The following is a 14,450-nucleotide window of genomic DNA, read 5'->3' as shown; positions in this document are numbered from 1 at the left end:
GCCTTAGCCCGTTTGCTCATCCTCATTCTTTCTCTTCTCTTCATCTATTAGGACGCGGCGCAAAATTTTCCCTACTGTCGTTTTCGGCAATTCATCTCTGAACTCGTATACTTTTGGTACTTTATAAGCCGCTAAATATTTACGTGCAAACTGATCTAATTCCTCTTCAGAACATTCAGCGCCTTCTTTCAAAACAACAAATGCTTTTACAGTTTCTCCTCTGTACGGATCAGGAACACCGATCGTCACTACCTCTTGCACCTTTTCGTGTTCATATAATACTTCTTCTACTTCCCGAGGATATACGTTAAAACCGCTAGCAACAATCATATCTTTCTTACGATCTTTCACATAGAAAAAGCCATCCTCATCCATGTATCCTACATCACCTGTATGAAGCCAGCCATCTTGCAATACAGCCGCCGTTTCTTCTGGCTTATTCCAATACCCTTTCATAATTTGTGGGCCTTTAACAACTATTTCACCGATTTCACCTGGAGGTAATGCCTCTCCTGTTTCAAGTGACATGATGATTGACTCCGTATCTGGCCACGGTACCCCAATACTTCCTGGCACACGTTTTTCCCACAAGAAATTCCCATGTGTAACGGGTGATGACTCCGTTAATCCATAACCTTCTACCAGTTTACCACCTGTAACGCTCTCAAACTCCTCCTGTACTTCTACAGGAAGCGGTGCAGAGCCACTAATACAAGCCTGAATAGAAGAAATATCATATTCTTTTAAAAGAGGGCTATTTAATAGAGCAATATAAATGGTCGGCGCTCCTGGAAATAGTGTAACTTTATGTTTTTTAATTGCTTCAAAAACCATTTTCATATCAAACTTCGGAATAAGCACCATTTTATACCCTTGCATAATACTTAAATTCATTACAGCTGTCATTCCGTATACATGAAAAAACGGAAGGACACCAAGGATCACTTCTTCTCCCTCTTTACAATTATATAACCAATGTGCTCCCATTAAAGTGTTCGAAACAAGGTTTTTATGCGTCAGCATAACCCCTTTTGGAAATCCTGTCGTTCCCCCCGTATACTGCAAAAGAGCTAGATCATTTTCAGGATCACAGGGAACCTCAACATCAGCAGTACTTTCCCTTTCTACTGATTTCCATAGATGAATCGTTTCGCTTTCCGACACATTCACAACAAGATTCGCCTGCTTTTTTTGTACAAATGGATAAAGTAAATTTTTAGGGAATGGTAAGAAATCTGCAATACGAGTTACGATAATGTGCTCCAGCTTTGTGGCATTTTGAACATTAGTAACTCTCGGAAACACTAAATCAAGGCAAAGAATGACTTTTGCCCCAGAGTCATGAAGTTGGTACTCAAGCTCTCTTTCTGTATAAAGAGGATTCGTTTGTACGACAATCCCCCCCGCAAGCAAAGTACCATAATAACCGATTACAGATTGCGGACAATTCGGCAACATAATCGCAACTCTATCTCCCTTTTCAACACCAAGCCTTTGCAGATAATTCGCAAACTTCTTTACCTTGTCATGGAAATCTGAAAATGTAACATCTTTACCTAAAAAATGAAGCGCTTTCTTTTCTGGATAACGAGAAGCTATTTTCTCTAAATATCCATGAAGTGGCTGAATATCATAAGAAATAGTACTAGGAATTTCCTCTGGATAACTTTTTAACCAAGGTTTTTCCACCTTCATTCCCCCTTCAAATACATAAAAAATAAATGAATGTTCATTCATGATGGTTGTTTTCATTATATTATAGTCATAACAACGTTACAATCATAATATTCTGACTTTTATACAACTATGCTTTACCTCATTAACTTCTTATTATATGTACAAACTCTCTTACTCTTAAAAGAGTAAGAGAGTTATTATTTAACTTAGTCTTATAATTGTTAATACCGCTCCTGGAGTAGTCGTTGATAACGTCGCAACAGCTAACAAGCCAAATAATTGCAAACTAATTGCACTCCCCGCCGCAAGAGTCGTAATAATTGTTGCACTAAACGATGTGGTTGCTACTGCAGGGGAATTGATCGTCCCAGCAAGCGGTGCACCATTAATTGTAATTCGCGAACTGACTAATAATGAAGCCGTTATATTAATCGAATATGAAATATAATAATTCCCTGCATTTGCAGCCGTAAATACTGTGTTCCCCCCAGACACTGTAATACCTGGGCCGATATTCTGATTGTTTGGAAGCGGGACATTTGTTCCACCAAGTAGTACCGATATTGCTGTACCCGACGTATTATTTGCAAATGCGTATGTTGCCGTTATACTTGTGCCGGTTGCTCCTGTTGGGCCTGTATCACCGGTTGCCCCCGTTGGACCTGTTGCTCCTGTTGCTCCTGTTGCTCCTGTTGCTCCTGTTGCTCCTGTTGCTCCTGTTGCTCCTGTTGCTCCCGTCGCTCCTGTTATTCCTGTCGCTCCTGTTGGACCCGTTGCTCCTGTTATCCCTGTCGCTCCCGTTGCTCCTGTTGGGCCTGTATCACCGGTTGCTCCCGTCGGACCCGTTGCTCCTGTTATTCCTGTCGCTCCCGTTGGACCTGTGTCGCCTGTTATTCCTGTCGCCCCCGTTGGACCTGTGTCGCCTGTTACTCCTGTCGCCCCCGTTGGGCCTGTGCCACCTGTTGCTCCTGTTGCCCCCGTCGGACCTGTGTCGCCTGTTACTCCTGTCGCCCCCGTTGGGCCTGTTGGACCAACCTTAGGAACTGTCCCATCGCAACTAAAACAGCATGAATCAACATGTACACCATTTTGATTATTACACCCACAATATCCATTTATGTTATTGCTCCATGAAGACATGTTGATCCCTTCCTTCAAATTCAATCTTTTCAGTACAAACAACGAATTATAAAACAACTATCCAATAATAAAGAAATACTTTATTCCGTACATTCTAATAATTATTACATGCGACACCCTTCCCTTTTGCTTGTACATTCGCCTTCCTGCTTAAACGAAATTCCTTTTCTGCATTTTCATATACATGTAGATTTCAATTTCATATATTGAAATCTGTATAATTTGTTATTTTTCGTCAAAATTTTAAAAATATATTGACACTTAAAATATCATCATAGTATGATTTGGATGTTGTAATTGATAACGATTTTCAATATCGTACATTGCAAATTAAATAATTTATTTGGGGGCAGAAGATGAAGAAAATTCTCAGTATTTTCATAGTAATTCTTCTATTCGCTGTTGGATGCGGACAGCAAACAGAGGAGAAAAAGGAAACAAAAGCGGACAATAAAAATCAAACTATAACAATTAAACACGCTGAAGGGGAAACGAAGTTAGATAGACCAGCAAAAAAAGTTGTTGTACTTGAGTGGGTATATTCAGAAGACTTATTAGCACTTGGTGTTCAGCCAGTAGGGATGGCAGACATTAAGAATTATAATAAATGGGTAAATACAAAAACAAAACCGAGTAAAGATGTTGTAGATGTAGGGACACGTCAACAACCAAACTTAGAAGAAATTAGCCGTCTAAAACCAGATTTAATTATCACAGCATCATTCCGTGGTAAGGCAATTAAAAACGAATTAGAGCAAATTGCTCCTACAGTTATGTTTGATCCATCAACTAGCAACAACGATCACTTTGCTGAAATGACAGAAACATTTAAACAAATTGCAAAAGCAGTTGGAAAAGAAGAAGAAGGTAAAAAAGTATTAGCTGATATGGATAAAGCATTCGCTGATGCAAAAGCAAAAATTGAGAAAGCAGACTTAAAAGATAAAAACATCGCAATGGCACAAGCATTTACTGCTAAAAACGTACCAACATTCCGTATCTTAACTGACAATTCTTTAGCTTTACAAGTTACAAAAAAATTAGGTTTAACAAATACTTTTGAAGCAGGAAAATCTGAGCCAGATGGTTTCAAACAAACAACTGTAGAATCATTACAAAGTGTACAAGATTCAAACTTCATTTACATTGTAGCGGATGAAGATAACATTTTTGACACGCAACTAAAAGGCAACCCTGCTTGGGAAGAATTAAAGTTCAAAAAAGAAAACAAAATGTATAAATTAAAAGGCGACACTTGGATTTTCGGTGGTCCTGAGTCTGCAACATCTTTAGCAACACAAGTAGCAGATGTAATGACAGCGAAGAAGTGATTACACGATGAATAGCTTACAACATACACTTCGAGCAAGTCTTGTATTCGGAGGAGGAGCAGCTCTCTTGCTCCTCCTTTTCTTTATTCATATCGGACAAGGTCAAGCAAACATTTCTTATAGTATGATTATCGATGCTCTTATCTCACCGAACCAATCACTAGAGCATCAAACTTTAATCATGCTTCGATTACCTAGAGCCGTAATTGCTATTTTAGCTGGAGGTGCTCTTGCTGCATCTGGGGTCATTTTGCAAACATTAACAAAAAACCCACTTGCTGAATCAAGTACAATGGGAATTCACTCTGGCGCATATTTCTTTCTAGTAGCGGCTACAATTTTCTTACCGAAAGGTCTGCAAATTAACTCACTTCTTTTCACATTTATCGGTGGTGCTATTACTGCTTTATTTGTATACCGTATTTCTGGTGGGAAAAAGGGAACCCCACTTAGAATGGCACTAGCTGGGATGGTCGTTACATTAATGCTTTCTGCTTTTACTGGAACGATGCAGCTTTTCTATGAAAATGAAACGGCTGGTTTATTTTTATGGGGAGCTGGCTCTCTTATCCAAAATAACTGGGATGGCGTTCAATTTGCTTTTCCATTTATCATTATTTCTTTCCTAGTTTTACTATTTATGTCTCGTAAACTCAACATCCTCTTACTTGGTGACGATGTTGCTGTTTCTCTTGGTGAAAAAACAGCAGTAACACGTCTTATCGCCTTCATTGCTGCAATCTTTTTAACAGCAGTAATTGTCACTGTCGTTGGACCGATTGGGTTTGTTGGCTTAGTTGCACCACACTTAATGCGCCTTATTGGTTACCGGCAACACTTTACTCTTCTTCTTTCCTCATTCTTATGGGGAGCAGTATTATTACTTGGGGCAGATGCCGTCGGTAGATTAATAGATCCAACTGGTGCAGAACTTCCTGTTGGAGCAGTCACAGCAATGATTGGGTCACCTTGGCTTATTTATTTAGTGTATCGTATGATGAAGTCGAAACAATATATGAATGATAACGGTGCGAATGCAGCTGGAGCTAGTTCCCGCTATTACTCTTATAAAAAGGTAATCATCATATCTATCACGCTTTGTATTGTGACGATTGCCCTTGGTGTTACAATCGGTAGTAATGCTTATATCGAAAGCATTACAAATGTTATAACAGGGCAATTAACGCAATTTGATAAAAATATGATGATGAACCTTCGTTTACCAAGAATGCTCGTTGCCGCTATTGCTGGCGCATGCCTTGCAATAAGTGGGCTTGTCTTCCAAGGAATATTACGAAACCCACTTGCCGACCCTTCGATTATTGGTATTTCGTCTGGAGCAGGTGTCGGTGCTTTAACTATTATGTATGTTTTCCCTGCACTTCCAGGTTTCTTCCTACCAATTGGTGCATTTATCGGCGGACTACTTGCAGTTGGAATTGTCCTCTTCTTCTCATGGAAAGCAGGATTTAGTCCAACAGCTCTTGCTTTAATAGGGATTGGTATTTCGGCTCTCGGCTCAGCAATTATTCAAATCTTTATCGTTAGAGCGAATTTGAATGTTGCTGCTGCTTTAACATGGCTATCAGGCAGTACGTATGCAAGAGGATGGAATCACTTAGAAAATATCATTCTATATCCATCACTTATTCTTATACCAATTATCTTTTTCTTAATGAAACAACTTGATGTCCTTGTACTTGGAGACGATTTAGCAACTGGACTCGGACAGCCTGTAAATAAAACGCGTCTTGCTCTAATTGTACTAGCGACACTTCTTGCATCTATAAATATCGCGGCTGTCGGTACAATCGCCTTTTTAGGCCTTGTCGCTCCTCACTTAGCAAGAATTGTTGTTGGTATGAATCATCAAAGATTATTCGTTTGTTCCGCTCTGTTTGGAGCAATCCTTCTTTCTGTTGCTGACTTACTTGGACGTACAATCGCATATCCGAAAGAAATTCCCTCTGGCCTTGTCGTTGCTGTACTTGGGGCACCTTATTTCTTATGGTTGATGAGGAAGAGTGGGAAGAAAGTTAATTAAAAGACGGCTTCATATATATGAAGCCGTCTTTTCCTATTATGGCATAAAATTAATATAAGCTTTGTACAGAATATATATAACAAGTGCATACATGATTATATTGAATACACTTCGTTTTAAAGTTAACTTTCTCTTTAATTTCTTATCCTGTAATTTTAGTTCTATTCCATTTGCTACTTTCAGTCTACCTACTATTTGAAATAACTCTCTGTAATCATCAGCATTTCCCAATAATACGTACTCCTTATCATTTTTATACTTTATATGTAGAAATTCACTCCCACCTTTACGGTCTGATATTGTTCTCATAGAAGCTATTTCATTTAATACACATACTTTTATATCAACTTCATTATAATAACGATCCACAAAAAATACATACAACCGTTTATTTGTAACGATTAGCACATTATTAATACCGAAGTTCATCGCAAGAACCCCTATCCCTAACGTCATCGCTGTGCCTGTCTGCCAATTTTTCACGTGAGGATTTTCAGCAAACATACTATATAAAACCTCTTCACTTCCCTGCAATCCTTCTTGCACAACCTCATAACAGCGTTTCATTAAAATAGTTTTTGTTACAACTTCTTTTGTACGATTTATTTTCTTTTTATCTATTTTCTCATCATTTCTATAATCATCTACAAAATTATCGCTATACTGCAAGTTATTTAATTCCTGAAGTAACTTTTCTTTATTCATTTCTTTCCCCCCCAACAGCTTCTTCAATTTCTTTCTCCCTCTTGAAAGCCTGCTATATACCGTATCTCGTGTCATACCGAATTCAAGCGCTATTTCTTGTACGCTATATTCATCTAAATACCTTTTTATAAAAATTTTCTTATCTTCTTCATTCAATTCTTTAATTAAAACGTAAAAATTATAATCTCGCTCTTCTTTTGTTAAATTGACATTTTTTCTATCTTCATATATTTCTTGCTGAAGCTCTTGTAATTGATAAGCCTTATTACTTTTTCGTTTATAATCAATAGCTTTAAACTTAGCGACAGATATAAGCCAGTTTCTAAACTTCCCACGATTTTCATCATAACTACTAATGTTGTACCAAACGATTAATAAAATATCGTCAACACATTCGTCCACTAATACCTTGCTCTGTGCCGTATCTAAAACACTATGAACCACCTTATAAATTAAATCCCCATATCGATCAATTGCTGTATGTAATGCTAACATGTCTTGTTTTCGAAGACCTTCTACTATTTCTATATCCTTCACCCTTATCACCACTCTTTATCCCATTCTTTATTCATTATATATACGAATGAACACATTCGTTTCCTGACACTTTTACAAATATTTTCTAATTGTTTCCATATTGTAGCAAATACTTAATGAATTATTTCTTGTGGAACAGGGATTATATTATCTCTCACGAATTTAATCTATGAACAAAAATAGGAGGGATAACAATGTACCAAACAATTGAAGGCTTCTTTCAATCATGGACATACGAAACAGAGTCTACTCAGAAAATGCTTAATTCATTAACCGATGCATCTTTATCACAAGAAATTGCGCCTGGGCATTGGACATTAGGAAGAGTTGCTTGGCATATCGTAACGGCAATTCCTGTTATACTATCTGGCACAGGCCTAAAGTTTGAAGGAGAAACGAAAGATTATCCTGTTCCAACTTCTGCAAAAAAAATTGCAGATGAATACCATAAAGTGAATGCAGCTTTCGTTGAAGCACTTCAAAGCGAATGGGATGATAAAGATTTAGCAACTATTAATGATTTCTTTGGTCGTCCTATGCCGAATTCTATATTTTTAATGACACTTATTAATCATCAAAATCACCACCGCGGACAAATGACGGTTTTAATGAGGCAAGCTGGCTTAACAGTTCCTGGCGTATATGGTCCTGCAAAAGAAGAATGGGCTGCCGCTGGAATGGAAGTTCCTAAAATGTAAAAACAAAAAAAGACAAGGTGTTTACACATCTTGTCTTTTTCTGTAACTTGTTTCATGTGAAACTATTTTTTCTAAATGGTTGTTTTATGGAAAAGATAGGTTAAAATGAATACATATTACGAAGAGGAGTAACCAAATTGAATACAAAAAATAAAAAAATAGCTATGGGAACTATTTTACTAACTTCTATTATTGGAGTGATTAGTGTATCTCTTTATTTCACCTATTATGGTACCCCTTGGGGAAAACAAGCAGCAATTACGGAATCAAAAGAATATATTACAAAATATTTTAATCTAGATGCAGAAGTCAAAAATACTTCTTACGATGCTAAAATGAATAGCTATGCAATCTCCTTTGAAACAAGTACCGACGGAGAGTTTACTATCGAATATAAAAGTCCTAATAACTTTAACATTTCTCCAAGAGTGCAAGAGTATTTAAGCAAACACTCTAAATTTACAGAGTAGTAACGAAGCATACATATACAAAAAGAGTTGGTATAACACCAACTCTTTTTTACTTATTCTTGTCACGTTATTGCATCTTCCCTCTCAATATTTTTAATCCCAAAATAAGCAATCACCATACCGATCGCTGCAAATGTGAATTGAAGAGGTAGAAAAGTCGCTATCGGAAATATTGGCTGGTTATTAATTGCGATTGACACAACGATAATAGATGAAACGATTGTAGTTGGCACCGAATGTTTACGCATTCCGAAATATAGAGGGATTAAACTTATTCCCGCAGTTGCAACGGCTAAAGGAACAAGGTTTATCCCTTCTTGCTTCAATTGATCTATTGTGAATGAATTAGGAAGAATTGAAAAATAGCTATCTATTCCAAAGAAAACTCCTACTACTAAAATGTTAGATACAATAACTGTTATAAATGTTACTGTTGCTGTAATAGCCAACTTACTAATCATCATTTTCTTCCGGTTAATGGGATAAGAAAACATAAGTAGTATTGTTTTATTTTTATACTCATTAATTATTAGTTTTGCAATTAGTACACCACCAAAAACAATAAATGTTGACCTTACTAACACGCTAGCCGTTAACAAAATCGTCTGTGGATCCCTTATTTCTGGATCGCCTTCTACTTGAGCAACGATGCTCACAAATATCATTAATGCCAGTATAGTAATATTTGCAATAACTGCCCCTTTTACGTACCAGCCAAGCTTAAACTTTTTCAATTCTAGCTTCATAAGACGTAGCATGATAATCCTCCTTCCTCCTAAGAATTAATCAATATAAATGACTCCTGTTTCACTTAAAATCTTCGCTTCGTTTTTTGCATCACCAATAGTTCCTACTTTTATTTTTTCTTTATTTTTATCTTTCTTAAGTCCTTTTAAATCTATTATTATGTCAGTCGAATTACTTTTAGCTGTAAGCTTCAATGAAGCTGGGACACCTTTATACCTTACGCCAATATCGCCTGATTTTGTTTCTAAAAATAATGATTTTCCTTCTGTCATATCTTTCAGTAATACTTCTCCAGATGTTGAAGTGATGCTCATATTTTCGTTTTTTACATTTTTCATATAATTATCACCAGTAGTAGAAGTTATATTTACTTCTTGTAATGAACTATCTTTTAACATTAAATCTCCACTTTCGGATGTGAACTCACCCTTCTCTGCCGATAGTCCTACAATCATTTCATCTCCAGAATTGCCTTTTGTCACGATACTTTTTACTACTATATCGCTTATTTTCACATCACCTGATTTATTATTTAATACAATTTTATCTATTTCTTTCTTCGGAATAGCTATAGATATACTATTTTTCTTCCTAAACGTAAAACCATTAAAAAATCTGGTCGCCTTTTGTTGTTGCTTAATCACAATTTTATTTCCGTAATTTCCCATTTTGACGGGATCTATCTCTTTATCTACTTGTTGACCTTGGGCGGAAATTACTATTTTATTAGCGTCTGTACTTTTAAATTCAATATCCCAGTTTTCATTGTCTACTTCTATTTCTTTTATATTATTTATCTCAAAAGACTTTTCTTTCTTAAAATCTTTCCCCTGAAATACCTTAAAACCAAAAACCATACTAGCAATTGTAAGGAATAAAATTGCAATTACTATTATCTTTTTCACCATTCATACCCCAGTTCGTTGTTGTTTTAGGCTTGCTTCATGCCACATCAACCTTGTCGATTTTACGATACGATAGATAACTAATGAAAATCCCTAATAAACAGAGCACAATTGGGATAGCTATAAAATCAAACATACTTACTTGACCTTTTTCAGGACCATAGTTACCACTAATTGTCATCCCGATTATTACTGCCGAAGTAATCGTTGTCGGTGTCGATTTCTTTCTCATTCCAAAAAATAATGGAATTAAACTTATACCAGATATCATAAATGCACTTATAAAAGTAGCTGGAACGGTAGCTATTATTTCACCCATCGTAACAGGCGTTTCAAGTATTCCCATCATTGGATTCATACAGAATATGAGTAAACTAATAATGAATGTTGCGATAATCGTGCTCACAAAGCAAAAAATAAAAACAATTGCTAATTTCGCTCTCATTAGCATTTTCCTTTGCAATGGGTACATAAATAGTAGCTGTATTGTTTTGTTCTTGTATTCATCAATCACTAAGCGTGATAAAATAACCGATGCAAAAATAATAAATGTAATTCTAATAAAAATATTTGCTAAAGACATGTATTCCATATAGCTAGAGAACATCAAATCATCCTCTACTTTAGATCCCCATGCCATAAGGCTTACCGCTGCAAAAATTGCTATAATACAAATTGCTACCCCTTTAAAATAACTAGATAATTGATGTTTTTTCCATTCTAGCTTCATTAATCTAAGCATATAAATTCCGCCTCCATTACCGTCTCTACGCTACTAATATTTTAATTCTAGCAGTAACTACGCTTACTGTTCCTATCACTAGTAAAACTAAGATCCACTTTCGTTCTGGTTTTTTACATTATAAGATTCCACTTATGAGTATTACGATAAATCCAGCTATAAGATTTAGTATTAATGCATTCATCATCATATCCTCCTTCGCTGAAACTACATTAAGCGTGAATTCCTTCCCCATCCATTACGTTTAAGAAGTATTCTTCTAAGGAGCTATGTTTTTTATTAATACTTTCAATTTCTACATCATTCATAATTAGTGCTTTTGAAATAGCCTGCTGTGTCGCCTTCAATTCATACACACGAATTATATTTCCGCTCATTATTTTGTAATTTTTTATGCCGAGTTTATCCTCCAAAATATAAGCTGCACGTTTCACATCAGGAACAGTGATTTCAATGTATTCTGTTTGTTTTCCGTTAATACTCTTCATTGAAACTTCTTTTATTAGTTTTCCATTTTGAATCACACCAATTGTATCTGCCATTAGTTCCATCTCGCCTAAAATATGACTAGAAACTAATAATGTAATACCATATTCTTTGCAGAGCATTTTAAATAAGTCTCGTAACTCTTTAATACCAATTGGATCTAAACCGTTAATTGGTTCATCTAAAATGAGCAATTCTGGCTTTGTCACGATTGCCCTTGCAATACCAAGTCGTTGTTTCATCCCTAATGAAAAATCTTTTATTTTTTTATTGTCTATGCCGTGTAGTTTCACTAAATGTAAAGCATGATCAATGCCGTTTTTATCGTAATAGCCCATATATTCACAATGTAATTCTAGGTTTTCCTTCGCCGTTAATTTATCATAAAAGATTGGATATTCGATAATTGTTCCCATTCTTTTTAATACTTCATAAGATGTGTCTGTTAACTTCTCACCGAAAATTTCAATATCGCCGCTCGTCGGTTTTATTAAATTTGCAATCATTTTCATAATTGTTGTTTTACCAGCACCATTCGGCCCTAAGAAACCGTATATCTCTCCTTTTTTCACATGCATGTTAACGCTAGAAATAACTTCTTTTCCTTTAAACACTTTCGTTAACTGGTTCGTTTTTAATATATATGTCATGTCATTTTCCCCTTTCGCGCTGCTCTATATTTCTATAATAGACAACGGAAATCTCTTTTTTCTTACTCGTTCCTTACAAATTCCTTACGCTGAAAAAAAAGCTTGTAGAATTTACTTCTCTACAAGCTAAAACTTCATCTTTGTTAATACAACTGTAAAAATCGTTTTTTCATATGGCTTACTAGAAAGATGAATCTTTCCATCCATCGCTTCCACAAGCCTTTTCGTAATCGTTAATCCCAGGCCGCTTCCTTGGTACAATTTATTTCTTGAGTCTTCAAGTGTATACATACGCTCAAACACTTTATCAATATGAGATTCATCAATTCCTTTTCCTTTATCCCATACGTCTATATACACACTCGTTTCATCATCTCTTAACGTCATACCGAGTGTCTTTCCAGCCTCTCCATATGTAATTGCATTTGATATTAAATTATTTAACACTCTGCCTAATACTTCTGTATTTCCAAGTGCATATATATTTCTTTCAGGTATATCAATATGAACATGAAATCCTTTCGTCGTCACTAAATCATAAAAAGATAAAATCTTCTCGCGGCAAACTTCATTCATATTTATTTTTGTTATCTCTATTGCCTTGTCACCAGATTCTAATTTTGCTAAATCAAAGAACTTATGAATTAGTTCCATCACTTCCAGCGTTTTTATATGAACCTTTTCAAGTAATATTTTCTGTTCTTCTTCATTTATCGTTTTATCCTCATTTAACATTTCTGTATATCCAAGAATAACTGTTAGTGGTGTTTTCAAGTCATGCGAAATATTTGAAAGCATTTTTCTCATCGAAATTTCTACTTTTGCATGATCTGCATTCGTTTTCTGTTTTGAATCTAATAATTGATTAATTGCCACTAATAATTTTTGCAATTCTAGATCATCTGTCATAACGAGTAACGTCTCGCCTGTTTTTTCATTTACAATACTTTCTAATTTTTCATATGTGTATCGTAAGTTTTTGCTACTATTTTTTCTCATCTTATATTGTATGTAAATGATACATAACAATATAAAAATAATGCCCATTAACAGATTGGTCATATTACATCACTTCCAACTTATAGCCGATGCCCCATAACGTTTTAATATATTCTGGATTAGATGGATCACTTTCAATTTTCTCACGCAATCTTCTCATATGAACATTAATAACGTTATCATCACCGTAATACTCTTCATTCCAAACTAACGTATAGATTTGTGCTTTTGTAAATACGCGATTTTGATTCTTTACGAACAGTTTTAAAATCTCAAATTCTTTTAAAGTAAGTTTGAGAGGGTTCCCGTTTTTTTCTACAGTAAAATTAATTGGATCGATTGTTAAATCACCAATCTGAATCATCTTTTCTGTTGTTTCCGTAGTCGAATATTTTGTAGACCTCCGAATACTCGCTTTTACACGTGCAGCTAATTCAATCATAGAAAATGGCTTACAAATGTAATCATCTGCCCCAAGTCCTAATCCAACAGCTTTATCAACATCTGTATCTTTTGCTGACATCATTAAAATCGGAACGGCACTTTTTTCTCGAATGATTCGTACAACCTCTAAGCCATCTAGCTTTGGCATCATAATGTCGAGGATAATCAAATCAAATGAACCTTTTAAATATGTATTTACTCCCTCTTCTCCATCAGACGCGATTGTAACTTGAAAGCCCTCTTTTATTAAATACTTTTCCACCATCTCTTGAATTGAGATATCATCTTCAACTAATAAAATATGATGTGACATATGTCTATCCCCTTTTTACAAACGTTAACAATTCAATTGTATCGTAACTACTACAGACTGGAAACAATTATATGAATTTTCAAACCAACTTCCCTTCCTTCCTTAACAATGATATGATGAAATTCACTACGATTGTTCATAATTAACTTTATATAAAGGAGACTTATCATGTCAGAGAATAAAAAAGTAAGCTTAGCTGATTTAATGCGCGAACAACTTGCTAAGAAAAAGCAAGGAAATGGAAATGGCCAAAATGCAAAAAGTCAAAGCCAAGAAACGAAAAAATTACAAAACCAACAGACGAAAAAAACAAACAACCAACGTAGACGTACAGGTGTATAAATGAACGGACAAAAACGTTCTAATATCGCACCCGGTCTTGAAGTTGATATTGTATTAAAACAAGATCAACGAACAAGCAAATTAACACGTGGAATTATAAAAGATATTTTAACAAACTCCCCTTCCCATCCGCATGGCATTAAAGTGCGATTGCAGGACGGGCAAGTCGGTAGAGTACAAAATATCGTTCAATAAGAAAAGGAGCTCAAGTAAACCCGAG

15 protein-coding genes and 1 pseudogene are annotated in these 14,450 nt (G+C 35.5%); 6 read left to right on the top strand and 10 right to left on the bottom strand.

The window, feature by feature from the left end; translation table 11 throughout:
* Window positions 1-3: 3 nt before the first annotated feature.
* The gene (locus JDS95_RS10535; protein WP_000414725.1) at window positions 4-1,689 is read right to left on the bottom strand and encodes a long-chain-fatty-acid--CoA ligase; all 1,686 of its coding nucleotides are present in this window, start codon (window positions 1,687-1,689) and stop codon (window positions 4-6) included.
* A gap of 189 nt (window positions 1,690-1,878) precedes the next feature.
* Window positions 1,879-2,817 (bottom strand): BclA C-terminal domain-containing protein, encoded by a 939-nt coding sequence (locus JDS95_RS10530; protein WP_002045103.1) that lies wholly within the window; start codon window positions 2,815-2,817, stop codon window positions 1,879-1,881.
* Between the two features lie 356 nt (window positions 2,818-3,173).
* On the opposite strand from JDS95_RS10530, the gene JDS95_RS10525 reads away from it, so the two are divergent.
* Window positions 3,174-4,148, top strand: coding sequence for an ABC transporter substrate-binding protein (locus tag JDS95_RS10525; RefSeq protein ID WP_000722818.1), 975 nt, complete (start codon window positions 3,174-3,176; stop codon window positions 4,146-4,148).
* A gap of 7 nt (window positions 4,149-4,155) precedes the next feature.
* The gene (fhuB, locus tag JDS95_RS10520) at window positions 4,156-6,192 is read left to right on the top strand and encodes a Fe(3+)-hydroxamate ABC transporter permease FhuB (protein WP_085450558.1); all 2,037 of its coding nucleotides are present in this window, start codon (window positions 4,156-4,158) and stop codon (window positions 6,190-6,192) included.
* A gap of 36 nt (window positions 6,193-6,228) precedes the next feature.
* On the opposite strand, the gene JDS95_RS10515 is transcribed toward fhuB, so the two are convergent.
* Both JDS95_RS10515 and JDS95_RS10510 read right to left on the bottom strand, forming a co-directional pair.
* A complete protein-coding gene (locus JDS95_RS10515; protein WP_199690469.1) occupies window positions 6,229-6,897 on the bottom strand; it encodes a septation ring formation regulator EzrA in 669 nt (222 codons plus the stop codon).
* A gap of 3 nt (window positions 6,898-6,900) precedes the next feature.
* Window positions 6,901-7,443: pseudogene (locus JDS95_RS10510) on the bottom strand (sigma-70 family RNA polymerase sigma factor); the annotation flags it as partial.
* 185 nt (window positions 7,444-7,628) lie between these two features.
* Between JDS95_RS10510 and JDS95_RS10505 the strand changes: the two are divergent.
* On the top strand, window positions 7,629-8,132 hold the full coding sequence (locus JDS95_RS10505) for a DinB family protein (RefSeq protein WP_000284959.1): 504 nt from the start codon (window positions 7,629-7,631) through the stop codon (window positions 8,130-8,132).
* A gap of 137 nt (window positions 8,133-8,269) precedes the next feature.
* A complete protein-coding gene (locus tag JDS95_RS10500) occupies window positions 8,270-8,602 on the top strand; it encodes a YfjL-like protein (protein WP_085450557.1) in 333 nt (110 codons plus the stop codon).
* Between the two features lie 62 nt (window positions 8,603-8,664).
* Here the strand turns inward: JDS95_RS10500 and JDS95_RS10495 are convergent, their stop codons facing one another.
* From JDS95_RS10495 to JDS95_RS10470, 6 genes are all read right to left on the bottom strand, one after another.
* On the bottom strand, window positions 8,665-9,360 hold the full coding sequence (locus JDS95_RS10495) for an ABC transporter permease (RefSeq protein ID WP_000945189.1): 696 nt from the start codon (window positions 9,358-9,360) through the stop codon (window positions 8,665-8,667).
* 24 nt (window positions 9,361-9,384) lie between these two features.
* Entirely contained in the window at window positions 9,385-10,257 is an 873-nt protein-coding gene (locus JDS95_RS10490; RefSeq protein ID WP_000239299.1) for a DUF4097 family beta strand repeat-containing protein, read from the bottom strand.
* Between the two features lie 34 nt (window positions 10,258-10,291).
* Window positions 10,292-10,996, bottom strand: coding sequence for an ABC transporter permease (locus JDS95_RS10485; protein WP_000945215.1), 705 nt, complete (start codon window positions 10,994-10,996; stop codon window positions 10,292-10,294).
* Between the two features lie 212 nt (window positions 10,997-11,208).
* A complete protein-coding gene (locus JDS95_RS10480; protein WP_000221073.1) occupies window positions 11,209-12,132 on the bottom strand; it encodes an ABC transporter ATP-binding protein in 924 nt (307 codons plus the stop codon).
* 126 nt (window positions 12,133-12,258) lie between these two features.
* The gene (locus tag JDS95_RS10475) at window positions 12,259-13,194 is read right to left on the bottom strand and encodes a HAMP domain-containing histidine kinase (protein ID WP_199690453.1); all 936 of its coding nucleotides are present in this window, start codon (window positions 13,192-13,194) and stop codon (window positions 12,259-12,261) included.
* 1 nt (window position 13,195) lies between these two features.
* Window positions 13,196-13,888 (bottom strand): response regulator transcription factor, encoded by a 693-nt coding sequence (locus JDS95_RS10470; protein WP_000018040.1) that lies wholly within the window; start codon window positions 13,886-13,888, stop codon window positions 13,196-13,198.
* Window positions 13,889-14,056: 168 nt separating this feature from the next.
* On the opposite strand from JDS95_RS10470, the gene JDS95_RS10465 reads away from it, so the two are divergent.
* Window positions 14,057-14,230 (top strand): hypothetical protein, encoded by a 174-nt coding sequence (locus JDS95_RS10465; RefSeq protein ID WP_001293579.1) that lies wholly within the window; start codon window positions 14,057-14,059, stop codon window positions 14,228-14,230.
* On the top strand, window positions 14,231-14,425 hold the full coding sequence (locus JDS95_RS10460) for a YwbE family protein (protein ID WP_001014313.1): 195 nt from the start codon (window positions 14,231-14,233) through the stop codon (window positions 14,423-14,425).
* Window positions 14,426-14,450: the final 25 nt, after the last annotated feature.

The sequence above is a fragment of the Bacillus cereus group sp. N24 genome (assembly GCF_016483345.1).
GTDB classification, from domain to species: Bacteria; Bacillota; Bacilli; order Bacillales; family Bacillaceae_G; genus Bacillus_A; species Bacillus_A toyonensis.
Note: the sequence above shows the minus strand (reverse complement) of the source record. Positions and strands in the feature narration are given on the sequence as shown.